This is a genomic window from Rhizobium sp. SG570 (assembly GCF_012275345.1).
Lineage (GTDB): Bacteria > Pseudomonadota > Alphaproteobacteria > Rhizobiales > Rhizobiaceae > Rhizobium > Rhizobium lusitanum.
The window spans coordinates 321284-346823 of the sequence record NZ_JAAZQI010000003.1 but is presented as its reverse complement, the minus strand read 5'-3'; the positions used below and the strand labels follow the sequence as shown (position 1 = coordinate 346823).

Genomic DNA, 25540 nt, shown 5'->3' with positions numbered 1-25540 from the left:
CCTTCCTGGCTTCGTAAGACAAGGCATGCGCATGTTCGTGACCATCGCCAAACTGCTGGTAAAACGTCTTCTGACCGCGATACCGATCCTGCTCATCGTGTCCGCGCTTCTCTTTTGCATCCTGCGCGTCCTGCCGGTCGATCCGGCGGCAATGTCGATGCCACCGAATGCGACGGTCGAAGAGATCGAGGCGATGCGCAAGGAGATGGGGTTCGACCGGCCGCTCATCGAGCAATACGGCATTTGGCTCGTCAAGCTTCTGCATGGCGATATCGGTCGCTCGATCCATTTCCGCCAGGACGTGTCCTCGCTGATCGGCTCGACGCTGCCCGCGACCATCGAGCTGGCGGTGCTCGCCATGGTCGTTGCCACTGTCTTCGGCCTCGCCGGCGGGCTTTTCCTGTTCTACGTGCGCGGAACGCGCGCAGAAGCCGTGATGGATTTCCTCTCCATCCTGCTTCTGTCGCTGCCGGAGTTCCTGTGGAGCCTGTTCCTGCTCCTGATTTTCGGCGTCTTCTTCAATCTCCTGCCGTTTACCGGACGCCTCAGCCCCGGCTTCGAGCGACCGATGGTGACGGGTTTTCTTCTGCTCGATAGCCTCATCACCGGCAACATTGCGGTCTTCTGGGACGCGATCAAGCATATGATACTGCCGAGCCTCGCGCTCGGCATCGCGCTTTCGCCGTCGCTCATGCGCGTGCTGCGATCGAGCCTGCTCGACGCCTATCAGGATGATTATATTCAGCAGGCGCGGCTGCGCGGCCTGTCGGAGAAACGCATCCTCATCCGCCACGCGCTCAAGAACGCCATCCTACCGACACTCAGCCTGATGGGCGTGCAGTTCGGCTTTCTGTTCGGCGGCACGCTCCTGGTGGAACTCATCTATTCCTACCCCGGCATGGGCAATCTGATGGTCGATGCGATCCGCAATGCCGATCTGCCGATCATTCAGGGCGCGGGCCTGACCTATTGCGTCGCCGTCCTCGTCATCAATACCGTGGTCGATAGTCTTTACCTGATCCTCAACCCAAAACTGACGGCGCGCTGATAATGAAACATCTTCCGCTCTGGTTGAGATCCGGCCGCGTTCAGACAGGCCTCGTCATCATTGCCATCCTGACGGTCTGCGCGATTTTCGCGCCTTGGATCGCACTCAACGATCCGAATGAACAAAACCTCTTGTCCATCCTGACGCCGCCTGCCTGGGCGGATGGCGGCGACGCGATGTTTCCGCTCGGCACCGACAGCCTCGGACGCTGTATCCTCTCGCGCCTGATCTTCGGCACGCGCGTTGCGCTCACCGTCGCCTTCATCGCCTCGTTCGGCGCCATGATCATCGGCGCGATCCTGGCGCATATCGCCGGCTATTTCGGCGGCTGGGTCGATTGGCTGATCGGGCGCGTCGTGGAAATCTGGCTCTCTTTCCCGCCCGTCATCCTGTCGTTGATCCTGATGGTCGGCCTCGGCACCGGCATTCGCAATGTGATCCTCGCAATCGTGCTCGTCGACTGGACGCGCTTTTGCCGGGTGCTACGCAGCGAGGTGCTGGTGCTGCGACGGCGAGACTATGTGGCCGCCGCCCAGCTCGTCGGCTTTTCCCATTGGCGCACGATTACGCGCGAAATCCTGCCCGGCACGCTGCCGCTGCTGATCACGCTCATGAGCCTGGAAATGGGCGTCGCCGTCATCGTCGAGGCGATCCTCTCCTTTGTCGGCATGAGCGTCGGTGCAGACACACCCGCCTGGGGACAGATGATCGCCGACGCCCGGCAGAACATTTACGAGGCGCCACTCAATCTTCTCTGTCCGGTTTTCGCGATCTTCTTTGCCGTCTTCGGCTTCAACATTCTCGGAGACGGTCTGCGCCGATCCCTCGACTCGCGCCTGACGCAGACGGAGAGGACCTGACATGACCATATTAGCCGCACGAAACCTCTGCGTAGACTCATTCGCGGGCAAAGAGTCCTTTCCCGTCCTGAGCGATCTCAACTTCACGCTGGTACCGGGCATGATTCTCGGCCTCGTCGGCGAGTCCGGCGCCGGAAAGTCGATGATCGGCCGCACTATTTCGCAGTTCCTCCCGAGCGGCTTCGCCGTCACCAAGGGGACACTAGAATTCGCCGGTGAGGACCTTGTAGCAATGGCGTCGGAGCGCCGTCGCAATCTGCTCGGTCGGGACATCGCCTTCATCCCGCAGGAGCCCCTGTCCGGCCTCAACCCCGTGCTGACCGTCGGTCAGCAGATGAGGGAACATCTCTTGCGAATTGGCCTCGCTCCGGGCGAACACTGGCGGCAGCGGGCGCTTGCCGAATTCGAAGCAGTGCACCTGCCACATGGCGCAGCGCTACTTGGCAAATACCCGCATCAACTTTCCGGCGGCATGTGCCAGCGCATCCTGATCGCCATGGCCTTTGCCAGCCGCCCGCGCCTGCTGATCGCCGACGAACCGACAACGGCCCTCGACGTCACCATCCAGGCCCGTATCGTCAAGCTGATCGCCGAGATGCAGAAGCGTGACGGCACGGCGGTCATCTTCATCACCCATGACCTGCGGCTTGCTTCGCAGATCAGCGATGAGATCATGGTGCTCTATGCCGGGCGTCCGGCCGAGCGCGGACCCGCCAAGCAACTGTTCTCGGCGCCGGCACATCCCTATACGCGCTGTCTTCAACTCGCCAATCCCACCATCAGTGGAGAGCGCCGCGGCCTCTACATCCTGCCAGAGCGCATGCCGGGGCTACGCGTGTTGAAGGATATTACCGGCTGCCGTTTTGCCTCCCGCTGTCCGAATGCCGTCGCCGCCTGCACCGAGGCCGAGCCGCCGCTTGCGGAAATTGCACCCGACCATATCGCCGCCTGCATCCGCACGGAAAAGACGCCTGAGATCGTGCCGCCGCCGTTGGCTCCGGCCCGCAACGTCGAGACAGCGAAGAACTATCTGCAAGGCGAAAAGCTAACCAAGGCCTACACGGTCGCCTGGAGCCCCTTCAACAGGAACCCCAAGTTTAGGGCGGTCAACGGCGTCGATTTCACGCTCGGTGAAGGCGAATTCGTTGGCATCGTCGGAGAAAGCGGTAGCGGCAAGAGCTCGCTCGCCCGTCTTGTCGTCGGGCTGGATACAGCGACCGAAGGTCGCCTCACGCTTGCGGGCCGCGATATTACCGCCAATGGATCGTCGGAAAAGGCTTATCGCCGCGACCATATCCAGATGGTGTTTCAAGATCCGCAATCGGCGCTCAATCCGCGCCGCCAGGTCGGTAGCATCGTCACCCAGGCGAATGAGGCGAGTGGCCTCCACGCCAGCAAGCGAGAGCGCATGGATCGCGCCGCCGAGCTGCTCGCTGAAATCGGCCTGCCGCCGGATGCGGCGATGCGCTTCCCCTCACAACTGTCCGGTGGCCAGAAGCAACGCGTCAATATTGCCCGCGCCCTCTGCTCGGTGCCGCGCATTCTGGTCGCCGATGAGATTGTATCTGGCCTCGATGTTTCGGTTCAGGCGCAACTGCTGGATCTCCTATTGAAGTTGCGGGACGAACACGGTTTCTCCATGATGTTTATCTCGCACGACCTTTCCGTCGTGCGCTATCTCTGCGACCGCGTGCTGGTGATGTATCGCGGCGAGGTGGTGGAGAGCGGCGCGACGGAGACGGTCTTCGCCAACCCGCAGCATCCCTATACGCAAAGCCTGCTCGCTTCCGTGCCGCCGGACGACGTTCAAGCCGAATGGTCGCCGGTATTGGCCGAGACAGGTTATCAGGTCGAATAGGTGCGTCTTTGCTTATGGGACGATGATCCGTGTCGCCATCGGAAAATGCGAATTGCCGCCTTCAAAGGGAGGAAGCGTCTTGAAATCCTCCCGCATGGCAACGCGCGCGGGAGACTGCAAGGCGGTCTGTAGGGCGACGGGGTTATCGAACATCACCCGGTTTCGCTGCATGTGATTGACGCGCTCCCAGGGTAGGAAGCCGCACCAGTCGACCCGTGATAGAACCTCGATCTGGCGGATATCCGGAAAGGTGCGCATGACCTGCGGATGGTGGCTAACATAGTGGTGTAGCCAGGCATTCATATCCCCGGCGGGGCCGGGATAGTGAACCACGTAGCTGCATGGCAACTGACCGTCACCGGTGCGCAGCTTGCCGTCATCGACCGGAAACGGCCGCACATACATCGCCTGCTGCGTCGCCTTAGTACCCCTTATGCTGGTGAGAACATCAAAGGCCGCGAGCTGCTGCAGATGGCCCGAAGGGCCGATGGCGCTTTCGAGTGTGGTCAGTTGATCGAAATAAAGCTGAAGTCCAAGAACCGGCGATCGCTCGACCTTGTTGTACATGTCGTTGGTCGTCTCGGGCGTATAGAGATTCGCGGATGCAAGGCCGGGAGTTGTCTTGATGATTGCGGCAACGGTTGCGAGATCGGCTTCGCTGATTGCGAGGTCACCGTCGTCGGAGCTTTCGAAAAAGGCAAGATAGGCGAAGGCCATGTCGAACTCTCCGTACTCGCTAGAAAACGGTGACAGGCCAAACCGGTATTCAAAGCCCACCGCGGAGATTTCAGTATCGAGCGATACAGAGCAAAAAACAAGTTTAAACTTAAAACATATCGCGCCCGATTGGTTCCTCTATGCCTCGCGCACTCGCCATGACAGATTGCCTCTTACGACTTTTCTCCGCCGCCTTCCTGTCGCCCTTGAGGTGATTCATGTAATGTCCAAGGACGCTATCGATGAAAACATGGGGGCCCGGTCCGGTTCGAGCTCAGGAACTCGAAGCTTGCTTCGCCGGTATGTCCACCGAGTTAGCTTCAGAGACGGGCGGCTCAAATCGTCAGCACCTTACCGGTGTTGAGAATATTGTTCGGATCGATAGCGCGCTTGATGCGCTCCATCAGGGCCAACTCTTCCGGCGTGCGGGAGAGCTTGAGATAGGGCTTCTTCAGCAGGCCTATCCCGTGTTCGGCGGAAATCGTGCCGCCCGCCCGGCCGACAGCCGTAAACACAAGCTCGGTGATTTCCTTATGCGGCTGCGACTTGCCAAGCGAGGGGATGTTGCAGACGAAATGCAGGTTGCTATCACCGATATGGCCGTAGCTGAGCGCAATTGCGTCGGGCCAGCGATTTTTCATCGCCGCTTCAATCTCGCTCACCACGCTGCCGGCTACGCTGGTGGGGAGCCCGACATCGAACGCAGTCTGAGGTCCCATGAGCCGCCCATATTCCGAAACGCTATCGCGAACCGCCCAGAGTTCGCGGGCTTCACGCTCCGAGGACGACAGGACCGCGTCGGACACCCAACCCTCTTCAAGGGCATCAGACAGGATATGTTCGAGCATCGTCCGGTTTTCGTCCGTGTCGCGCCCACCTGCTTCGATCAGCACATAGATACCGTGCGGTTCGGACAATGCCCGGCGCAGCTCGGGTAGATTGCCAGTCATGAAATCATAGAAGCTCGGCCACATGACCTCGAAAGCGATCAGCGCCGAACCCATGCGCAACCGGGCGCTCTTTAGTAACTCCAGCATGGCCGGAAAACCGGAACAGCCGCACAAGGCGCTGGCGAGCGCCGCGGGCTTCGCCTGTAGGCGCAGCACGGCGCGGGTGATGATACCGAGCGTCCCCTCGGAGCCGATGAAAAGCTGCTTTAGGTCATAGCCGGCGTTGTTCTTCAGCATCTTGTTGAGCGAGCGCACGATCGTACCATCGGGCAAGACCACCTCAAGGCCAAGCACGTGTTCGCGCGCCATGCCGAAGCGAATGACGCGATTGCCGCCGGCATTGGTGGAAAGATTTCCGCCGATGACGCAGGAATCGCGGGCGCCAAGATCAAGCCCGAAGAAAAGTCCCGCTTCCTCCGCGGCCCTCTGGATGACACCGAGCGGCGTACCGGCCTGGACCGTCATCGTCGCCATGACGGGGTCGATTTCGTCAATGCCGTTCATGCGGTCGAGCGATAGCGCAACGCCGCCTTCGATCGGGCGGGCGCCGCCAGCAAGACCCGTCAATCCGCCCTGGGGAACGACCGAAATCTTGAAACGATCACAAAGCCTGAGCGTTGCTGATATTTGTTCGGTCGTGCGCGGACGCACCAGGGCCAATGGCGTGACAGGTTCAAGCCCTGCCCAGTCATTGCGGAAACGTGCTGGAATGTCTGCGCCAAAGACAACGTCGGCGCCAAGCTCCTCGTTGAGCGATTGAATGAAGTCTTCTCTCATCAAACCATGGTCTCGAATTGCCTGAAGTTGAAGTAGTCCCCTTGGGGTGGGCAAGGATCAGGTTGCTGATCTTCTAGACGTGCTAATGCTCGAACTGTTGGTGACCCAAGAAGCAGAGCGCTGAATGGAGCCGACGTTTGTGTAGACCTCTTCGACGAAGTAGGGAAGATGTTCGTTGACATCGTCATTGGTTTCGAACGCCAGCGGATACACCGCTTCAACCCCCAGCGTCTTCACGAAGTTTTCCGCCTTGGCGTTGTCATAAAGTTGCCTCGGGCGCCATCGAGCGGATGACCATCCGCAGGATTTCCTGAATAGCGATCTGCCCGACCGTGTTGATTGCCTGAAGCTCGCCCGTATTTTCTACGATGGAGGCTCCCGTAGGCGACAGACTTTCAGCAGCGATTCATTCGGCGCTGGGTTTAGTTCGAAGTCGCGACGATGCCGTAGGCGACCGTCATTCAACGCAGCGACATACCTTGCGCAGGATTGGGCCGATGGGTCGTGCAGCAAGGCCGATTAACAACCGAGGTGGGTCGATTACCGGCCTTAGAGAGACGTGCCACTAAGCTTGTCGGGCCTTGCGGTTGGCGTAGCGCCGATCGCGGTCAGCCTTTCGAGTGGCTTCATCTTCGATCAAGCGAGCCATACGGCCTTTTTCGGCTGTCTCACGCGCTTCGGTTTCGGCGCGGGCTGCAGCAACTACGGCTTCCTGCCGCTCGGCCGCCTCGGCTACCAGCCGCTCTTGCTCCTCAAGCTTTACCCGCTCGCGTTCAAGACGCCGCTCCTCCCGGGCCGCGGCCACGGCCACGCGTTCCGCCTCCCGCGCCAACCTGGTCGGCTGGGCCGCCGTCTGCGCCGTGCGATAGGCAGTCAGGAGAGCCGTCTTTGCTTGCGCGGCTGCCGCGCGGCGATCGGAAAGCTCGGTGTTTCTGGAGTTCTTCAAATGTCTATCCTGGGATTCGGGTTAAAATAGATCAGGGCTTCCTGGCGCGTTTAGCCAGGAGGGAAGCGGTCGCCGCAGTGCGGTCCTGTAGTTCCTTTGCAAGACGCGCTTCACGAAGGCGCAGGGTCTTTTCCTCGCGGGAACGGGTAAGGAAGTCGAGTTCATCGACGGCGTTGTTGCGGGCAAAGAATTGCGATTGGACATTGCCGAAAGCAATCTCCGCCTTCTGGCGAGATTTGCTGTATGTCTGTGTCATGATGTTTCCTGGATTAAGGCCGGGTCAATGCGGCAATAAAAAAGGCCAGGCAATCTGCCTGACCTTGGTTTGGTATCATGCTCTCAACAGTGCCAGTACATCCGTGGTCAAGGGAAAGCCGATACCGGGTGCCTTAGGCAGCCTGGAGATTGCAGGCCGACATTTTGCCCGACTTGACGTCGCGCTCCAGTTCGAAGCCGATCTTCTGGCCTTCGACGAGCTCGCGCATACCAGCGCGTTCGACAGCGGAGATATGGACGAATGCATCGGTGCCGCCATTGTCAGGCTGGATGAAGCCGAAGCCCTTGGTGGAATTAAACCATTTAACTGTGCCAGTGGTCATGATGAACCCTTTCATAGCAATAAAGAAACCACAACACGAAAGCGTTGCGGATGGTGGTAGCGATTTTTGAAAGGAAGGTTCGTTCAGGGCACGGTGCCAAACGCGCGGTAACCAAAGCTCAGCAAGCAAATATCGACGATCACCGTATAGGCCACCAGTATCGGATTGTCAACTTTTAGTTTTCAGGTAACCGCCTCTCGACATAAGGTTGCACGCTCCAATCTTACATCCGGCCACTGATATCGTTGGCTGGCACCAGCCGGAAGCCCGTACGTCCGACATCCGCCGCGTTGCGAGCCTGGCTGTCTTCGTCAATTCAATCGGTCCTGATCAAGTATCGATGGTGATGGCTTTGAGCCTCCAAAGCGACAGCGTCAATGTCGTCTCCTAGCGGATCTTTCGGCGCGATTGGACGGACTGACACCTCCCTATCTGCCGTCGGAGTGGAGTTTGTTGTTGCGTTTTCCGTTGGATGGTCGCTAAAGATTTTGCCATATCTGCGAGCTTTACGGCCGACAAGCAACCCCGGCTTCGTCGAATTCGAAAATCGAAAGCAATTCAATGACCCGACAACTTTCTCTCCCGCGCGAGCGGATTTCCGTCCTTCTGCTTGAAGGCATCAGCCAGAGCGCCGTGGACTATTTTACGTCATCCGGCTACGTCAATGTGACGCATTTGCCGAAGGCCTTGGATGACAAGGATCTCAAGAGCCATATAGCCGAGGCGCACATTATCGGCATTCGTTCGCGCACCCAGCTGACGGAGGAGGTTTTCAGCTCCGCAAAAAAACTTATTGCCGTCGGTTGTTTTTCCGTGGGGACAAATCAAGTCGACCTGGATGCGGCCCGCCGACGCGGCATCCCAGTTTTCAACGCTCCCTATTCGAACACCCGCTCGGTTGCCGAGCTTGTGATCGGTGAGATCATAATGCTGACGCGGCGGATTTTCCCGCGTTCTGCTTCTGCGCATGAGGGCGGATGGGACAAATCTGCTGTCGGCAGTCGTGAGGTGCGTGGAAAAACGCTTGGTATCGTGGGCTACGGCAACATCGGTTCGCAGCTTAGCGTTCTTGCGGAAAGCATGGGCATGAACGTGCGCTATTTCGATCCTTCAGACAAGCTTCGCCACGGCAATTCAGAATCGATGGCCACCCTCGGCGAGCTTCTCGAAATCTCGGATTTCGTGACGATGCATGTTCCCGAAACCAGTTCGACGCAAAACATGATAACAGAGACCGAACTGCGCAGAATGAAAAAGGGAGCACTTTTCATCAATAACTCCCGCGGGACCGTAGTGGATCTCGAAGCGCTTGCGAAGGTTTTGAAAGAAGGACATCTCGCGGGGGCAGCCGTGGACGTATTCCCTAAGGAGCCGGCATCAAACAACGAGCGTTTCGAAACGCCGCTCCAGGGTTTGGACAATGTCATACTGACGCCGCATATTGGCGGCTCGACCGAAGAAGCCCAGGAGCGCATCGGAGGAGAGGTCTCCAGGAAGCTTGTGGAATATTCCGACGTCGGCTCGACGCTGGGCGCCGTCAATTTTCCCCAGGTTCAATTGCCGCCACGTCCAAACGGCACGCGTTTCATCCATGTTCATGAAAATCGCCCTGGCATGCTAAACAGTCTGAATGCGATTTTTTCGTCCCGCGCACTTAATATCGTCGGTGAGTTCCTGCAGACGCACGGCGACACCGGCTACGTGGTCATCGAAGCCGAGGGCGTCGGCCAGACAGCCGATGACATACTTGATGCGCTTCGCCAGATCCCGGGAACGATACGAACTCGATTGCTCTACTGACGCCGTCCGCAAATCTTCGTTTTCGATCGCCGCTGCCACAATTATGCCTGTCGCTTCCGAAATTGTCGGCGGCACGCATACCCCGCCGACGCGGGGCGCAGTCCCGTGCGTTGTTCGGTAAGTTGGTTGTGACATGAAGACTTCAAGATTGATCCTTTTGCCCGCTCTGGCTGTGCTGATGACAAGCGTCTCCGTGCATGCCCAGGAATGGCGGTATTTGCCGGATTATGGCGATGACCTGGATGGCGGCTATGCTACTCCGCACTATGGGCGGGAGGCGCCGCCGCGCTATCGCGATGATCGTCGTTTCGACGATGACTATTACTATCGGGGTGACCCCTATGGCTATTATGACGACGAAAACGGCGATTTCCCGTCGCAACCCCGTCCACAACGGCGGGCTTCGATCGATCGGGGCGCGATCTCTCCCCAACTCAATTCTGGCGTCAAAGATGACAGGCGGGCGAGCCTGGCGCGGTCACCCATCCCGCGCACGGTTGTCCCCTTTTCCGGCTACGATCCTGGCACGATCGTGATCTCCACAAAGGAAAAGCGCCTCTATCTCGTGCTCAACGACGGAACTGCCCTCAAATACGGCATCGGTGTCGGCAAGCAGGGCTTCGCCTGGAAGGGCACGGAGACGATCAGCCGCAAAGCAGAGTGGCCGACCTGGACGCCGCCCAAGGAAATGATCGCTCGCCGGCCGGAATTGCCTGACTACATGGATGGCGGTCTCAATAATCCCCTTGGAGCGAGAGCGCTCTATCTTGGTTCCACCCTCTACCGCATCCATGGCACCAACGAGCCCAACTCGATCGGCAAGGCGGTATCCTCTGGCTGCATCCGCATGGCAAATCCGGATGTGATGGATCTCTATGGCCGGGTCGCCGTGGGCACAAAGGTCGTCGTGCTTTGATTGCACCCCAGCACTGGTGGGGTCTGCCGAGATCTGGCCATATGCCGTTTTCTCCTTGAATGGGCCAGATCAAGCGCTGTTCCAAGCCGGCTTAAATCACAGCGCATGTCAGTACCCCCAGGGAACACGACCTTTATGGCGCTCCGGTCATAAATTCCTCTGATATGCTACCGCACTTGCGCTAGGTCGTTGCCCGGCCCAGTTTTCCGCCGTATCGATCAATGGGGGCAAAAGGATCAATCTTGAAGGCACGTTGTAAGCGAGCGGGTCTGGATCCGGAGGTTTTTTTCCACGGGTTTCGATCCAGCGATCTGATCGAGGCGGCGCATCGTGGCGTTCCCCTGCAGGAGCCATGCAACAATCCCTGTATAAATCTGTGACCCAGGGCGGCAAGCTACTACAACAATGGCGAGCAGAAGAAAGGCGCGGGGCGCCTCGTTACTTTGGAGTGGAGCGTTCAGCCGCAGGCTGAACTAGTTGGTCAGCGCATAGCCACGCGTACGAACAGTACGAATGAGATCCGGCCCCAACGTTCGAAGTGCCTTGCGAATGAGACCTATATGAATATCCACCGTCCGTGGCTCAACATCAGCATCCGCTGGCCACGCTGCATCAATCAGCGTCTCACGGCTTTGAACAGCTTCAGGATTTTGCAAGAGATGGCGTAGCAGGCGGAACTGCAAGGCGGTCAATGGGACATCGTGACCACTTCTATGCACCTTGGCGGTAGCTGAATTCATTTCGAGGTCGGCGTAGCGAAGCACATTGGCCTCTGCCGCGACGCCGCTTTTTTCGATCAGAGCATCTGACCTGAGGCAGCGAAGAAATGCGATGAGACGAACCGGATCAAAGGGGCGCGTTAAAACAAGATCGGCACCATCCTTTTCGAACAATGGATCCCTTAATTTGTCGAATTCATTGCAAAGGAGAGCAATTGCGATTTCAGGCCGTGCGACCTTGAGAGATCGCAAGCCCCCAGGGCCCATTTCAGAGGACGCGCCATACATGATGACGACTCGCACGCTATCGTCACGCAGTGCGCGCACCGTTTCGTCCAAAGTGCGCACAAGTGCGACAGGAAACCCGTCAATGGCGAGAAGATGTTGCAGAAGCAGAAACATTTGCACATCGTGCGAATGGACAAGAATTCGAAAATCCATATCTCCTCCTCCGGCTTGTATTATAGCGGAGCAAACTCACCGCCATTCACATCCAGCACGGCACCATTGATGAACCCCGCCTCTTCCGAGACGAGAAAGCAGATGGCGGCCGCAACATCCTCCGGTGTCCCGATCCGTCCGAGTGGAATGCGAGCAAGCGCAGCCCTGTTGGTCTCACCGTCTGGTGCCCCTGCCATTTGCGTCGCAATCCTGCCGGGAGCCACAAGATTGATGGTAATGCGGTGACCGGCAGAGGCAGCTACTAGCGAGCGAGCCAACCCGGCAAGCGCTGACTTCGACGCGGCGTAAGCTGCACCCGATATCTGTGGAATCGTGCGGCCAGCAATCGAACTGATGAACACGATGCGCCCGAAATCACGGTCGATCATGTGCGGTAGGACGGCCTGGCAACACCGCATTGCGCCAGTCAGGTTGACCGCGAGAACCGAGTGCCACTCGTTGGTGGTGATCTGTAGGAATGGTGTTGCACCGTTTTCGCCCTTTGGGGATATACCCGCGTTGCTTATGAGGATATCCGCCGTGGTCCACTCGCGCTCCAGCGCATGGAAGAACCGTTGTATCTGTATCGGCTTGGCCAAGTTCACCGTCCGAGCAAAGACATTCTCAGCGCCGAACCGCGCCGAAAGCATTTGCTCTGCGGCTGCGACATGGTCCCGGCGCTGCCCGAAAATAGCCACTTTGTAGCCATGCGCGAGCAGGCTTGCAGCGGTTGCCAAGCCGATTCCCGAGCTGCCGCCGGTCACGACAGCAAGCTTTTGCCGAGAAGCCGAGGTCATGCTGCACGATCCATCTCAGCGAACAGTGACAGGGGTGGATGTGCCTCTGGATCCGTCATCACTTCGATGAGCAGCGGTTCGTTTCCTTCGATGCCACGTTTCAGAGCTGCTGCGATTGCTGCGGGATCGTTAATGCGGATCGAAGGGCATCCGCAGGCTTTCGCAAGCGCGGCGTGATCGACTTCGGCGAAATGGCACGCGGAGGTATATTGGCCGAACTTCACAGTCTCGGCATCGCGCTGAAAACCCAGAATGCCATTGTTGAGCACGATGATGGTCACCGGCAAACGCATCCGCATCATCGTTTCGAGCTCGGCCCAGCTATGGGCAAAACCGCCGTCGCCGACGACCGCGACCACTGGACGCTTCGGCTCGGCAGCCTTAGCGCCGAGCGCAAGCGGAAAACCCCAACCAAGTCCGGCTAGGCCTCTCGGTGTGATGAAACGCATGCCCGCCCGTGGCGCCCTCAGCTGCCCAAGAATCCACATGGAGGAATAGCTGGCGTCCGCGACGATTGCGATATCGCGCTGCAGCCAGGGCTGCAACTCAGCCATGACCCGCTCCGGACGAATGGGAGAATCGACCGAGGCATACTGGGTATGGCGCGCTTCATCGAAATGTCGCCAGAATGAAGCAATCCGCTCTTCGAGAGGCGCGCGCAAGTTTCGTCTGAGCGCGAGGTCGCAGCTTTCAAGCGACCGGCGCAACGCCGCCAATGTTTCCCTCGCGTCGCCGACAAGTCGGAGAGCCTCATAATTTCGGCCCACCTCCGTTGGATCTATATCGATATGGATCACACTTGCCTTGGCCGGTATCTGTCGCCAATTGTCAGTGCCGTTCTGATTGGTGCGCGTCCCGACAAGGACGACCAGATCCGCTTCTGACATAAGCTCATGGCTGTAGAAGCCAAGGGATCGCGGGCCGACCAGAGAGCCCAGGACACCGGCAGACAGTGGATGGAATTCGCTGACAGCGCCCTTCCCCATATTGGTCGTGAAGACAGGCAGGCCTGCCTCATCCTGCAAACGTGCCAGTTCTTCAGCTGCCCCAGCACAGTGGATACCGCCGCCGGCAAGAACGACGGGCGATCGGGCATTGGCGATCCGTTCGGCGGCTGTTTGCAGATCGTGATCCGATGGTCGGGTTCGATCAAGCGGCCATCGTCCGAGATTGCTGATGCGGGGTGCTCCGGCGACGGGCGTGGGCGAACGTAAGAGGTCAGCCGGCAACAGCAATGCTACTGGGCCGGGGCGACCGGAGGTGGCGGCAGTGAATGCCGCATCGACGTAGTCGTCGACCCGTTCAGCAACTGTGACGCGCCGGACCCATTTGGTGCAGGATTGGAACAGGGCTATCTGATCAAAATCCTGGAAAGCGTTCCTGTCCGTCTGGTCACGCTCAACATCCTGGACCATTGCTACAACCGGAATGCTCGCCTTCAGGCACTCGGCAAATGGCGGCACAAGCAGGGTCGCGGCCGGGCCATTCTGGGCGGCAACAACCCCGACTTTTCCGGAGCTACGGGCATAGCCATCCGCCATGGCTCCCCCCATGTTTTCCTGCCGATAGGCAATCTGGCGAATGCCGCGCGCCTCGGCGGCAAGGATGAGCGCGGACGGCAGGCTCTGGGCGAAAATCATTTCAACACCATGACGTCCGAGCGCTTCTGCGATCCGATCGGCGACCGTACCCATCATTGAGGTTTCTTTCATTACCGTCCCTCCCAATCCGTTCTGCTGTTCTTTTCCAGAAAGTCATCAAATGCTGCGACAACGCTTTCGACATCGGCGTCAGACATCGGTGTCGACAGGCATGCCGCGGCGCCGAACGGCAGCAAAATCCCGCATGCCAGGAAATGTCGCGAGAGCGCCCGCATGACGTCATTCTCCTCCGATGTCATGGTCGCCATATGGAAACTCGTCGGCGCGATCCTCCTCGGATGGATGCGAAACAAAGACGCCGCTCCGGAAACTGAAAACGGGGCGCTCCGTTTCAGGACTACATCCGCCAACCCCTTGCGCAAACCATCCCCCAATCGCTCTAGACGGTCGAAGGCTTCGAGCGTCATGGCCTCCATTGCAGCCTTTCCGGCAACCATGGACACGGGATTCGCCGAAAACGTACCGCCTTGTGAAAGGAGCGGCGCCTCATCGTCACTACCGAACACAGCCATGACGTCCGTGCGGCCACCAATGGCGCCCACTGGAAAGCCGCCCCCGATGATCTTGCCGACTGTGATCAGATCCGGTTCAAGACCATAGCGGGCCGAAGCACCGGCAAAACCCTGCCTTAGATTGAGAACTTCATCGGCAATGACAAGAATGCCGTATTTGCGGGCGACGGCGGATACTGTAGCGATGAAGTCGGGCGCCGGATGCAGCAGGCCTGCCCTGCTCGGCATCGGATCGATGAGAATGGCAGCGACGTCGTTTGCTCTCGGCGCGATTGAATGCTCTATACCGGCAACATCGTTAAAATTCAGAACAAGGACATTGTCGGCGATCGATTGCGGCGCGCCGGGATAACCGAGCTTAGGCAAATTTCTCCCGGAAGCGTCGTCTACGATCACGCCACCCTGACCGGCCTCGGCCCAGTCATAGGCGCCATGATAGGAACCCGCAAAGCGGACAATTGCTGATCGTCGGGTGAAGGCCCGCGCAGCCTTGATGGCAAACATGACGGCTTCGGTACCACTATTGACGAAACGCACCTGTTCCATCGCCGGTAGGCGCGAGACCAGTAGTTCGCCTAGCGCGATCTCATATTCCGTGGGATTGGCGAAACATGTGCCCATTTTCAAGACTTTTTCGACGGCCTCCATGACGGGCGCGAAACCGTGGCCATGGATCAATGTCGTAAAGTTGTTGTTGAGGTCGAGCAGACGGTTGCCGTCCGCATCCCAGACATAGGCTCCCTCGCCTTTGGCGACGTAGATCGGGATGGGATCCCTCTCGATCGTGGAGCGTGTAACACCAGCCGGAAAAACGCCTTTTCCCCGGCGAAAGAGATGAGCTGATCGGGCTCGAATAGCCGACCAGCCTCGTCCCTGAGCTTTGTCCGTAAACATGATAGGAGGCTTTCTGTTGCAAGTTCAGACGCGTGTCTTTGCACCGCCTTTATATTTTTGTTGCAACAAAATTACTCGCCGTCAAGTCAATGCATCAAAATTTTGACATCAAGAGCCCAAATTTCTCCTCGCCGCGCGCCGCAGGCTGCGATAGCCATCGCGGATATCGCTCTCAAAGGCGGCCCTCAAAGCGGCGCCATCACGCTCAGCGAGCGCCTCCATTGCCATCTCATGATTGCGCACGCCGTACTTCTCTTCAGCAAACTCCGGATAGAGGTTGTAGAGCGACGGACCGATGCGCAGCCAGAGCCCTTCAATCATTGAGACTAGATAAGGAAGGCCTGCCATGCGATAGACCGAGAAATGAAATTCCTTGTTGTGCCGAAGCGCTGCCGTGTAGTCACCCACCTCCAGAGCCGAATTGATCTCATCCTGAATTTGTCGTAATTTATCAATATCTTGACTATTCCCATGCAACGCCGCCCGCTCGGCCGCAAGACCCTCCAGAGCAAGTCTGATCGAGGTTATCTCCTTTAAATCCGACTCCCTGAGAACGGGAACAATCACCGTCTTGGGACCGGCGTAAACCAGTGCGCCGTCGCCGATCAGGCGATTGATGGCATCGCGAGCAGGCGTCGAACTGATCCCCAGCTCCTCAGCGACGGCGCGTACCGTCATCTTGTAGCCGGGCTCATAGACACCTCGGATCAAGCGCTCCTTCATTTCCCGATATGCGGCATCTCCCAACCCGCTAGCCTGCCTATCCAAACCCGCACCTTCTGCCAGTTCTAATATCATTTTCCGTTCCCGCTGTTGACAGGCCAGTATTTTGATGCAACAAAAAGATTATGTGAAGTTTTCGCAAAGCGATTGTCACATCAAAATAGCTTTAGCAGCCCGCTTTGTGACTGTCACGGGGCTGCTGGTTCAATGAAATGTGCATTCAAGCGATCTGCCGGGCTGCCAAAAAGAGGCTAGCACCGTTCGCGGATGGCTAAGGCTGCGCGAAAAAATTGGGGAATTCTCGCTCAACAGAAGGAGGGTAATGATTTGATTGGCCGAAGATTGATCCTTTCGGAACTCCAAAAACGCTATGCAGACATCTGGGCTGTCAGATGCACAAATCTGGAGATCGAACCGGGCGAGTTCGTCTCGATCGTCGGTCCGTCTGGATCCGGCAAGACATCGCTGCTGACAATGATTGCCGGCTTCGAGATGCCGACCGCGGGGACGATCCGCATTGGCGACAAAGACGTCACGCCTCTGCCACCCAACCGTCGTGATATCGGCATGGTCTTTCAAAAATATGCGTTGTTTCCGCATCTGACGGTAGGGCAGAACATTGCGTTTCCGCTGAAGATGCGCCGCGCGCTTTCGGGAGCGCCGCTTAAATCGCGACTGGAGGAGATACTTCAACTCGTTCAACTGTCCGAATACCGGGATCGCTATCCGAACCAACTATCAGGCGGGCAGCAGCAGCGGGTTGCGGTTGCCCGAGCGCTGGTCTTCGATCCGCCGGTCATTCTCATGGATGAGCCACTTGGCGCACTCGACAAGAAGCTGCGCGAGGCGATGCAATTCGAGCTCAAACGCATACAGCAGCGACTCGGCGCGACCGTTGTCTATGTCACACACGATCAGGATGAAGCTCTGGCGATGTCCGATCGAGTTGCGGTCATGCGGCAAGGCGAATTGCAGCAGATAGGAACGCCTACCGAGCTTTACGGCAAACCTGCCAACGCCTTCGTCGCTGACTTCATAGGCGTGATGAACTTCGTGCCCGGTACTTATGTCGGGACCGAGAGCGGCAAGCATGTATTTCAGGTAGCGGAAGACGTCCTGTTGAGGGCTCCAACCGTTTCGGATGGCAGTGCCATCCATTTGGTAAAGGGTTCACCGCTTCACCTTGCCATCAGGCCCGAACATATAAGTCTGGCACCATCAGGCCAAAATCGCGACAGTACGGGTGCCGGCATCGTAGAGGCATCTGTCTTCTTCGGCTCGACCAACATCCTGCTTGTCCGCCTCACAAGATTGCCCAGCGTTGTCCTGCGGGTGCAGATGCCCGCCGGACAAGCGACGGCCTTCGAGCAAGGAAGCAGTGTCAATCTCCTGATCGATGAAGCGAGGGTGCAAACCTTCCCGATCAAGGAAGGATTTGCCGCATGACCTTGCCAGCTTCCCCTTCGACCGCGACAAACCAGTTACGGCCGGCCACATGGATGCGGCCCGGTTCTGCACGACACCATGCAGCCATCTCTTCCTGGCTGCTGGTCTTGCCGCTTCTGGCGATCTATGCGATCGGCTTCCTTTATCCTTTGACCAAGTTAATCACCCTCAGCTTTATCGGAGGCCTATTCGCCAATTACGGGCGCCTTCTGGATGATCCTCTCTACGCGGCCGTTCTTGCGAATACCGTGGGAATCGCCACTGCTGTCACCGTTAGTTGCGTTTTCATAGGCTACCCCGTCGCCCTTGCCATGGCCCGCCTCAAAGGGAGGCTGGCCTTGGTCATTGCGGCATGCGTCTTCATTCCGTTATGGACCTCGGTTCTCATCCGCTCATATGCCTGGATCGTGCTGCTTCAGCGTCACGGCATCGTCAATTCATTACTCGTCGCGACAAACCTGACGGATGGACCGCTCAAGCTTCTCTACACGCAAGGTGCCGTCGTGCTGGCGATGACGCATGTGCTCCTGCCCTTCGTCATTGTCCCAATCTTTTCCACCTTGCAAATGCTCCCACAGGACTATGCCCGAGCGGCACGCAATCTTGGAGCCGGGGCGATCCGGACCTTCCTCTTCGTGACCTTGCCGCTCAGCCTCCCAGGTGTCTTTGCCGGCGCAACCATGTGTTTCGTTCTTGCGCTGGGCTTTTACATCACGCCGGCTCTGGTCGGAGGCCCGGGTTCGATGCTGATGGCGAACCTGATCGGCCAGCAGACCACTGTTCTACTCGACTGGCCATTTGCCGCCGCCCTGTCGACGGTTCTTCTCGCCATGACGATCGTCTTCATCGTCGTATTTCGCAAGGCGCTTTCCTTCAGCAAAGGATTCAGCAGTGTTCATTGATCAATCTTCCACCTTGCCACCACTTTTCGCTGCGACCGGCAGGCTCAGGCTCGCGGCTTTGCATCCCCTTGGCAGGGCAGCAGCGCTCATCGGTGCTGGCGTGCTCGTCGGAAGCATCCTGTTCTTTCTAATTCTGCCGACGCTGCTCATCATCCCGATGTCGCTAAGCCAAACCGATTACATTCAGTTCCCGCCGCAGGGACTGACCTGGCACTGGTATCAGGTCTATTTCAGTGATCCGGACTGGATGGCGGCGACATGGTTTAGTATCAAGATCGCAATTGCGACAACTGCAAGCGCCACCATCATAGGAACCATGGCGTCGCTTGCCATCGTCCGGGGGGATCTTCCCTTCAAAAACGCGCTTCAGGTCCTGTCGGTTGGGCCAATGATCGTTCCGCATGTCGTCTTCGGCGTTGCCCTATATCTGGTCTTCTCACCGTTGCAGCTTACTGGAAGCTTTATCGGTTTTCTGATCGCACATACCGTGCTTGCCATCCCCTATGTCGTTATTACGGTTACGGCATCGCTCCAGCGCCTCGATCCGACGTTGGAGCTTGCGGGGTTGAGCTGTGGCGCAAACCGGCTGCAGACATTCTTTCGAGTTGTGCTGCCTAATATTGCGCCCGGCATCGCATCTGCCTCCGTCTTCGCCTTCCTTGCATCATTCGACGAGGCGACTGTCGCCTTTTTCATCTCGGACACCGGCGGAAAATCAATCGGGCGTAAGATGTTCGAAGACATCGATTTCAATCTGACGCCGGTGATTGCCGCTGCGTCTGCGGTTTTCGTCGCCGTCTCCTTGCTTCTGATGGGAACGACACACCTGCTGACCGCCCGCAAAGCCGGTCAATGACGCCGAAGCCAACAAATTCAAAACACACACAAAGAGAACATTCCATGTCATCTGAAAGCTATCCGACACGTAAATTCCAACTCCGGCGATTGGCCTATGCTGCTGCCGGCCTCCTGGGGCTACTTGCCCCTCCACAATCGGCGACAGCTGCAGGACAAGTCATCATCGCCTCAACCGGTGGGGCGTATGACCGGGCCCTTAAAGAGGCGTGGTTCGACCCATTCACCAAGGCCACAGGCATCGAGGTTGTGACGGTTGTCGCCACCAATGCTGAAATGCGCGCCAAAGCCAGTGCAATGGTAAAGACAGGCAACGTCACCTGGGATCTATACCTTGACGGCGAGATACAGGCAGCCTCAAAAGCACATCGTGAGGTCACGGAGGATCTCACCGAGTTCTGCCGCCAATTTATCGACCGCAAGGATCTTGGACCTCACGCCTGTGTGGCCGGCGGCGCTCTTCTTCAGTCGACGGCCACTCTGCTGGCCTATCGGGTTGGCAAGGTCGGCGATCCCCTGCCGGAGACATGGGCGGATATGTGGGATACGAAGAAATTTCCGGGTGGGCGTGCGTTTCCCAACTTTGACGATCCCTGGCGGGTGATGGCAGCTGCCCTTCTGTCCGATGGCGTACCGCGAGACAAGTTGTTTCCTCTCGATGTCGATCGTGCGTTGAAGAGGCTTGATCAAATCCGCCCAGCTGTCTCGATCTGGTGGAAGACTGGCGATCAGAGCGTGCAGGGTTTCCGCAATGGCGATTATTCACTCGGCCAGATCTGGTTAACGCGAGCAAAGGCGATGCAAACTGAGGGTCTGCCCATTGGCTGGTCCTATAAGGCATCCTTTCTGGTTGGCGATCGCATCGCACTGATCAAAGGTGCGCCCCATCACGACAATGCACTGAAACTGATTGCCTTCTGGCTAAACTCTCCCGAAGCTCAGGCACAGGCCTGCACTATTCTGTCCTGCACTCCTCCCAGCATCGAGGCGGCTGCACTGATCCCTGAGGAGGTTAGAAAGACCATGCCAAGCGCTGAGGATGTTCGCGATTACATTGTCGTGCCGGATGCGGACTGGATCAACGCCAACAATGCAATGTTGCTTCAACGCTGGAACAATTGGATTCGCTAGTGAGTGGATTCGATTCACCGTCCCTGCATGGCCTACGACGTGACTTCGACGATCGGCGAGAACAGATATTAGAGGATCCCTCGTCTACCGGTCTTGATCTCTGCCGTCGCGGCCATGCCGGGAGACAGGGTTACCGAATTGCCGTCAACGTTCATGACGCTGCTGTCGAGCTTGATGGTAACGGGGAAGACGAGGTTCTGAACCCGCTGCACATTCGCCGTTGGCACGGTTGCCTGTGGCAGCTTGGTCGGATCGCCCGCGAGCTGGTTGGCATCCGGCTCCGGAATGGCGTCGGTGGCGACAGCCGTCACGCGACCATGGATCACGCCATAGCGCGTGAACGGGAACGCCTCGATCTTGACCACGGCCGGTTGCCCGACCGACACGAAGCCGATGTCGCTGTTCGGAATATAGGCTTGTTGATCGAGGCCGACCGGATGGTGCCATCGATCGGAGTGCTGATCGTCCCAGTTCGTCGGCTTGCCGTGAGCATCTCCCGCCTTCTGAACATTGTCAGCGACAGAGGTACTAACCGTCTTCCCTCCATCGCTCGTGGTGACCGCCAGTGACGCCTTTGGCTCTTCGAGCTGGCCGGTCTCCGCGGCGAGCGTCTCCTCCTTCTGGTCCGTCTCAACAACGGCGATCATACCGGCCTTTGAACCGGCGTCTTGATCAACCAGCGTCGAGCGGATAACCGAGCATTGATCAAAATGGGCGGCGTTGGCAGTCCAAGTCCTATATGCGCTCAAAACAGTGGGCGAGGCTGGCTTTTAGATCCCCATCGAAGACTCCACTTTGCTCGTGGTTATCGGTTGGCACCATGAGTATTCTTTCCTCGGACTCGATGTTAAGGCATGGTTACCCGTTGCCCCAGGTCTATCTTTCCATGGTCCGCGTTTGACCCGCAACCCGCGCCTTGCGCTCTGAAATAATCCTCTGGTTTTCATCGAGACGAGCGATCTGTTGTAGGATTTTAAAGTTATCTCGCACTGCGCCGAATGTCTTTCGTATTTCAGGAGGCACTAGGCTGACTAGATCGTTGTCGTTGCGCAAGACGGCGCCGCGTCCGAAGCGAGCATCAAGCGCAGTGCTAACCGTGGCAAATTCATCCCGGATTTTCGGATCGAGCCCGGCGATCATCTCCTCCGATAACTGTCTGTTCTGCTTCACCATTGCCATAATTCGCGTCAGTTCGCGTTGGGCTACTTGCGACAGGCTTGGAATGGCGATGCCCATGCGCCGACGCTGGTTTTCGACGGCTTGACGCTCCGTCTCGAACGAGGACGCATAGGTCGAAGCCAATGAGGAGAGGCGCGTCGCGGCGTTTGCAACGGCCTCGCTCGCCTGCCTGCGCTCGCGCCCGGCAGCCAGCAACCGATCCAACATCCTGCCCGAGCCACGCAACGCTCCGTAAGCGGCGGGATCGCTGTCCACGGCAGCGGCAATCCGACCGGGTGCGACACCTCTGACGACGAGATCTTCGATCATCTGCACCGCGCCTGCCGGATCACGCCATATGCGCTCCGCGGCCTGCGTCAAGGCCTTTCGCGCCTGATGATAGTGAGGTTTAGCCAGTGTCCGATCGCGCGCCTCCTCCTCGATCGACGTCCTGAACTCGGTCACCGCGGGAAGTATTGGTGGAGCGGAGGCATCAGTTGAACGCAAGGTTCGCTGCATTGCTGCGGTGGCAACGGTCGACGAATGTCCCAGCTCCCTGCGTGCTAACGCGCTGACTACACCATCCTCCGAGTCGATATCTCGCAAAACGTGCCTTGCGTCGCCATAGATTACACGCCGATCCTTCTCGATAGCGGACGATAGCGCATTGCCCGCCCGTTCCCAGAGAGCAGCAAGCTGCTCCCTCTTTTCCGCGAACCAGGCCAATTGTCTGTGGACGGCATCCTCGATGGCACCGACCTTGTCCGCCAGCCAGACGATCCCGCGCTGGCGGGCGAAATCCCTTGCATATCGCCGGTAGCCGTCTTCCGCCTCATAGTCGAGTGTCGTCGACTTGGCGCCCGAGCGCGAAAGGCGTTCGACGAGCTCGTTGAACAGTTTCGGGCGATGACTCTGCATTTCAATCCGTGACTGTCTCTCCCCAGCTGACTCTACCCGAATTGCCGTCCAGACATTGCGCTCGACCCGCCGCTCCTCGTAGCGCTTCGCGCCCGTCTCTTCGTCGATAACGGGCACTTTGACCGTGACGGGCTCCATTCCGTCTTTTCGCAACGTAACGCTATCACCAATGTTGATGTTGGCTTGCGCAAGGGCTGCCGGTAGGCTAACGCCCCACATTCGATGTCGCTTGCCGTCGTCCGTCCTGAGATCGGCATAGGGCGTCGGATCAACCTCGCTTCCCTCGCGGAACTTTGCTTGACCAGTCTCGATAAGTTCGCCGGTCACGCCGGCACTATGGGCGACGCGTGTCTTTCCGTCCCATCGCCGCCGCGGCGCGAAATCCTCTCGTGCTGCGTAGAGGTCGGCGCGATGACGATGACGGGTCATCGCCACATAGGTCAAATGGCGGTCCATCATGCCGCTCGCCAGCACGAAACTGCGCTCGACCGTCGCTCCTTGCGATTTATGGATTGTCACCGCATAGCCGTGATCGATGTTACGATAATGACGTTCGCCGAATACGACCATATGGCCATTGTCGAGGCGTACCGTGAATAGCGTAGCGCCAAACCGATCCGTCGTCGACATAACCGTGCCTAGCATGCCATTCTTGACCGGCTGCATCGTCGGCTTTGTTCGGCCAGGATCGGGTATGCGAGCATTTTCCAGGAAGATGATACGGTCGCCAGCGGCGAACTCACGCATGCCTCGTTCGGTCCGAAATGAGCGAGGATGGTTCAAAAACCCTTCCTCCTTTATCACCGAACGCAATGCCTCATTTAGGCGCTTCACGCTCTCATTCGTATGGGCAAGCACTAAGAGTTGGTCGCCCCTTAGATGAGGATCTGGATAAGCGCGGCTATCAAGAATAGCTTCCGTCTGGTCCCGAGTAGGGCTCTGTTTGCGATCAATTTTGCGGTCGTCCGGACGCTCCTTCCTTGCCTGCGACCAATCGGCGACGATCCTGTCGATCGCCTCGTCGCGGCTTTGCGTCTCGATGATATGACCCTGGGCGGCGTAGGCATCGAGCGCTTGTTCCACCGCGCCTTCGGCAAATTGCCTCGATGCAGCGCGGGCCCATTGCTGTTGCTGCCGACGCACATCGGACAGTTCAGCGAAGCCGATGCGCTCGGCGACGGCGCGGAAGGCGGCCCCTGCCCCGATCGGCTGCAACTGCATGGCATCGCCGACCAGTATCACCTTGGCTCCTGCCTGCTCTCCCGCCCTTAACATCCGCGCCATCTGACGCGATGACACCATGCCGGCCTCATCGATGACGAGCACGTCGCCGGGCCCAAGCAGATCACGGCCCTTGCTCCAGGCAAGCTCCCAAGAAGCCAGTGTGCGTGACTGGATGCCGGAGCTCACCGCCAGACCTTCGGCCGCCTTGCCCGAAAGCGCTGCCCCGACCACCTGCCGACCATCACCTTCCCAAGCAAGACGGGCAGCCTCCAACAGTGTTGACTTGCCGGCACCGGCAAGGCCGACGACAACCGCAATCCCGCTGTCTCCGGTAACATGATGTACCGCATCCACTTGCTCAGCATCCAACCGGAACAACAGATTGGGATCACGGTGTTCAAGTCGTTCGATTGCGGCACGTACCCGTTTCGCGCCAATCGCGAAGCCGCCGCTTCTTACCAATACCTCTACAGATTTTACCATCTCCCATTCGGTGCGCAACGTCTGGCGCGTTGTATAGACTGCAGGTTCTGTTGACGCGTCACTCTCCCAATATGCCTGATGCGGCTTCAAGAGCACCAGTTCATCCGACATCATCAGCTTAGCGCGGATATTTGCGAAGGCTGCGGGATCGTCGATGTAGCGGTTGAGCGCTCTGGCGATGTCGCGTTCATCGAAGGTGGAATATTGGTTGGAAAGCTGGGTCAGCAACAGCTCGGGATTCCTCAACAACCGGTCGGCCATGGCCTGCCGCCGCGCAAGTTCGGCGGGTGCGAACAACATCTGTGCGCCCTGTCGCTGCGACGCTGCCTTAGCCGGACTGAGATGGTGCCGCGCAAGTCCGCCGATCCCTTGCTCCTCATAAGAGCGGCCATCGAGACGAACATCATGGCCGGCGAGCGCCAAATGCCGGCTCGCCATTTCGGCCCAGGCGAACTTCCACTGCCTCATCGTTTCCTTGTCTCCGGCCCATCTCAGATAGACCTGCTTGCCCTTCTTCGAGGCATCCAACGCCGGCATGCGCACCGGCTGACCGTCATCGTCGATGACCGCCACCTTCTTCAACCCGAATCCATTTTCCGCCAGAGGCCGCAAGGTCATTAGCAGATGGACGTGCGGGTTCCCCGGCTTATCGTGATAAACCCAGTCGGCGACCATGCCGCGCGCTGTCACTTGATCGCGCACGAATTCGCGCATCAGAGTCACGTTCTCCTCGTGTGTGAGTTCCTCCGGCAGTGCGATGATCAACTCGCGCGCCAGCTGGGCATCCACTCTCGTCTCAAACTCTTCAACCGCATTCCAAAGAATCTCGCTGGCGCCGGCCACGGATCGGCCCTCGATCGCGTTGCTTAGCCAGGTCGGCACGTCCGCAGGAAGCGCCAATTCTTCATGCACCAGTTCCGCGGTATCGCCCCGAGAACGGTAGGCTATGCCGGTCTGTTTATCGATCATCCGGCTACGATGGCGATAGGCGGCGGCGGCAATCACGCAACGTCCAGCGCCTCGACTGATCAGTTGTGCCCTAACAAACATGATCGGCAATAGTCGTTTCTCCGTCTAGTTCAGTATGCATCCGTCAAATCGCTCCCTGAACCGCCAACGCGAGGCATTTGTTTCGCCTGACGGGTTCTATCGGATCAAAATAATCTATTTTACTAACTCTTACTAGTCAGTATAATGGCATCTAG

Annotated in this window: 22 protein-coding genes and 1 pseudogene; 10 read left to right on the top strand and 13 right to left on the bottom strand. The window is 58.2% G+C overall.

Features of this window, described 5'->3' with window-relative positions:
* Positions 1-25: 25 nt before the first annotated feature.
* The 3 genes from FHT28_RS08930 to FHT28_RS08920 are packed head-to-tail and all read left to right on the top strand — an operon-like array spanning position 26 to position 3766.
* Positions 26-1048, top strand: a complete 1023-nt coding sequence (locus FHT28_RS08930) for an ABC transporter permease (protein ID WP_210250236.1) — start codon at positions 26-28, stop codon at positions 1046-1048.
* Positions 1049-1050: 2 nt separating this feature from the next.
* Positions 1051-1908: an ABC transporter permease gene (locus tag FHT28_RS08925; protein WP_168596015.1), complete on the top strand. Its 858-nt coding sequence runs from the start codon at positions 1051-1053 to the stop codon at positions 1906-1908.
* 1 nt (position 1909) lies between these two features.
* A complete protein-coding gene (locus FHT28_RS08920) occupies positions 1910-3766 on the top strand; it encodes an ABC transporter ATP-binding protein (RefSeq protein ID WP_168596014.1) in 1857 nt (618 codons plus the stop codon).
* Positions 3767-3778: 12 nt separating this feature from the next.
* On the opposite strand, the gene FHT28_RS08915 is transcribed toward FHT28_RS08920, so the two are convergent.
* From FHT28_RS08915 to FHT28_RS08890, 6 genes are all read right to left on the bottom strand, one after another.
* Positions 3779-4483, bottom strand: a complete 705-nt coding sequence (locus FHT28_RS08915; RefSeq protein ID WP_113084765.1) for a hypothetical protein — start codon at positions 4481-4483, stop codon at positions 3779-3781.
* Between the two features lie 335 nt (positions 4484-4818).
* Positions 4819-6210: an FAD-binding oxidoreductase gene (locus FHT28_RS08910; RefSeq protein ID WP_168596013.1), complete on the bottom strand. Its 1392-nt coding sequence runs from the start codon at positions 6208-6210 to the stop codon at positions 4819-4821.
* A 57-nt stretch (positions 6211-6267) separates the two neighbouring features.
* Positions 6268-6447 carry a hypothetical protein gene (locus FHT28_RS08905; RefSeq protein ID WP_168596012.1) on the bottom strand — a complete coding sequence of 60 codons (180 nt, stop codon included), beginning with the start codon at positions 6445-6447 and terminating at the stop codon, positions 6268-6270.
* 328 nt (positions 6448-6775) lie between these two features.
* A complete protein-coding gene (locus FHT28_RS08900) occupies positions 6776-7156 on the bottom strand; it encodes a DUF6481 family protein (protein WP_047555715.1) in 381 nt (126 codons plus the stop codon).
* Between the two features lie 31 nt (positions 7157-7187).
* Complete coding sequence (locus FHT28_RS08895) at positions 7188-7412, bottom strand: hypothetical protein (protein WP_037191036.1); 225 nt, start codon at positions 7410-7412, stop codon at positions 7188-7190.
* A gap of 133 nt (positions 7413-7545) precedes the next feature.
* Complete coding sequence (locus tag FHT28_RS08890; RefSeq protein WP_037191038.1) at positions 7546-7755, bottom strand: cold-shock protein; 210 nt, start codon at positions 7753-7755, stop codon at positions 7546-7548.
* A gap of 561 nt (positions 7756-8316) precedes the next feature.
* Between FHT28_RS08890 and serA the strand changes: the two genes are divergently transcribed.
* The 3 genes and pseudogenes from serA to FHT28_RS36085 all read left to right on the top strand — a co-directional run.
* A complete protein-coding gene (gene serA, locus FHT28_RS08885; RefSeq protein WP_168596011.1) occupies positions 8317-9555 on the top strand; it encodes a phosphoglycerate dehydrogenase in 1239 nt (412 codons plus the stop codon).
* 133 nt (positions 9556-9688) lie between these two features.
* Positions 9689-10471 (top strand): L,D-transpeptidase, encoded by a 783-nt coding sequence (locus FHT28_RS08880; RefSeq protein WP_037191043.1) that lies wholly within the window; start codon positions 9689-9691, stop codon positions 10469-10471.
* 239 nt (positions 10472-10710) lie between these two features.
* A pseudogene (locus FHT28_RS36085) lies at positions 10711-10911 on the top strand (integrase); the annotation flags it as partial.
* Positions 10912-10944: 33 nt separating this feature from the next.
* Here the strand turns inward: FHT28_RS36085 and FHT28_RS08875 are convergent.
* From FHT28_RS08875 to FHT28_RS08855, 5 genes are all read right to left on the bottom strand, one after another.
* Entirely contained in the window at positions 10945-11631 is a 687-nt protein-coding gene (locus tag FHT28_RS08875; RefSeq protein ID WP_047555707.1) for a response regulator transcription factor, read from the bottom strand.
* A gap of 20 nt (positions 11632-11651) precedes the next feature.
* Positions 11652-12428: a 3-oxoacyl-ACP reductase FabG gene (fabG, locus tag FHT28_RS08870; protein WP_047555705.1), complete on the bottom strand. Its 777-nt coding sequence runs from the start codon at positions 12426-12428 to the stop codon at positions 11652-11654.
* Positions 12425-14140, bottom strand: coding sequence for an acetolactate synthase catalytic subunit (locus tag FHT28_RS08865; RefSeq protein WP_113108959.1), 1716 nt, complete (start codon positions 14138-14140; stop codon positions 12425-12427). The genes fabG and FHT28_RS08865 overlap by 4 nt, the downstream gene beginning before the upstream one ends.
* Positions 14140-15495, bottom strand: a complete 1356-nt coding sequence (locus FHT28_RS08860) for an aspartate aminotransferase family protein (RefSeq protein ID WP_168596010.1) — start codon at positions 15493-15495, stop codon at positions 14140-14142. Before FHT28_RS08860 ends, FHT28_RS08865 begins: the two co-directional genes overlap by 1 nt.
* Positions 15496-15603: 108 nt before the next feature.
* Positions 15604-16293: a GntR family transcriptional regulator gene (locus tag FHT28_RS08855; protein ID WP_168596009.1), complete on the bottom strand. Its 690-nt coding sequence runs from the start codon at positions 16291-16293 to the stop codon at positions 15604-15606.
* 252 nt (positions 16294-16545) lie between these two features.
* Between FHT28_RS08855 and FHT28_RS08850 the strand changes: the two genes are divergently transcribed.
* From FHT28_RS08850 to FHT28_RS08835, 4 genes are read left to right on the top strand one after another with little or no spacing between them, the layout of a single operon-like run.
* Positions 16546-17664, top strand: coding sequence for an ATP-binding cassette domain-containing protein (locus FHT28_RS08850; RefSeq protein ID WP_047555700.1), 1119 nt, complete (start codon positions 16546-16548; stop codon positions 17662-17664).
* Positions 17661-18566: an ABC transporter permease gene (locus FHT28_RS08845; protein ID WP_047555699.1), complete on the top strand. Its 906-nt coding sequence runs from the start codon at positions 17661-17663 to the stop codon at positions 18564-18566. The genes FHT28_RS08850 and FHT28_RS08845 overlap by 4 nt, the downstream gene beginning before the upstream one ends.
* A 58-nt stretch (positions 18567-18624) precedes the next feature.
* The gene (locus tag FHT28_RS08840; RefSeq protein WP_047555902.1) at positions 18625-19422 is read left to right on the top strand and encodes an ABC transporter permease; all 798 of its coding nucleotides are present in this window, start codon (positions 18625-18627) and stop codon (positions 19420-19422) included.
* Between the two features lie 44 nt (positions 19423-19466).
* Positions 19467-20552 carry an extracellular solute-binding protein gene (locus FHT28_RS08835; RefSeq protein WP_168596008.1) on the top strand — a complete coding sequence of 362 codons (1086 nt, stop codon included), beginning with the start codon at positions 19467-19469 and terminating at the stop codon, positions 20550-20552.
* Between the two features lie 68 nt (positions 20553-20620).
* Here the strand turns inward: FHT28_RS08835 and FHT28_RS08830 are convergent, their stop codons facing one another.
* Both FHT28_RS08830 and traA read right to left on the bottom strand, forming a co-directional pair.
* Positions 20621-21199 (bottom strand): HlyD family secretion protein, encoded by a 579-nt coding sequence (locus FHT28_RS08830; protein ID WP_168596007.1) that lies wholly within the window; start codon positions 21197-21199, stop codon positions 20621-20623.
* 229 nt (positions 21200-21428) lie between these two features.
* Positions 21429-25394, bottom strand: a complete 3966-nt coding sequence (gene traA / locus FHT28_RS08825; protein ID WP_168596006.1) for a Ti-type conjugative transfer relaxase TraA — start codon at positions 25392-25394, stop codon at positions 21429-21431.
* Positions 25395-25540 lie beyond the last annotated feature (146 nt).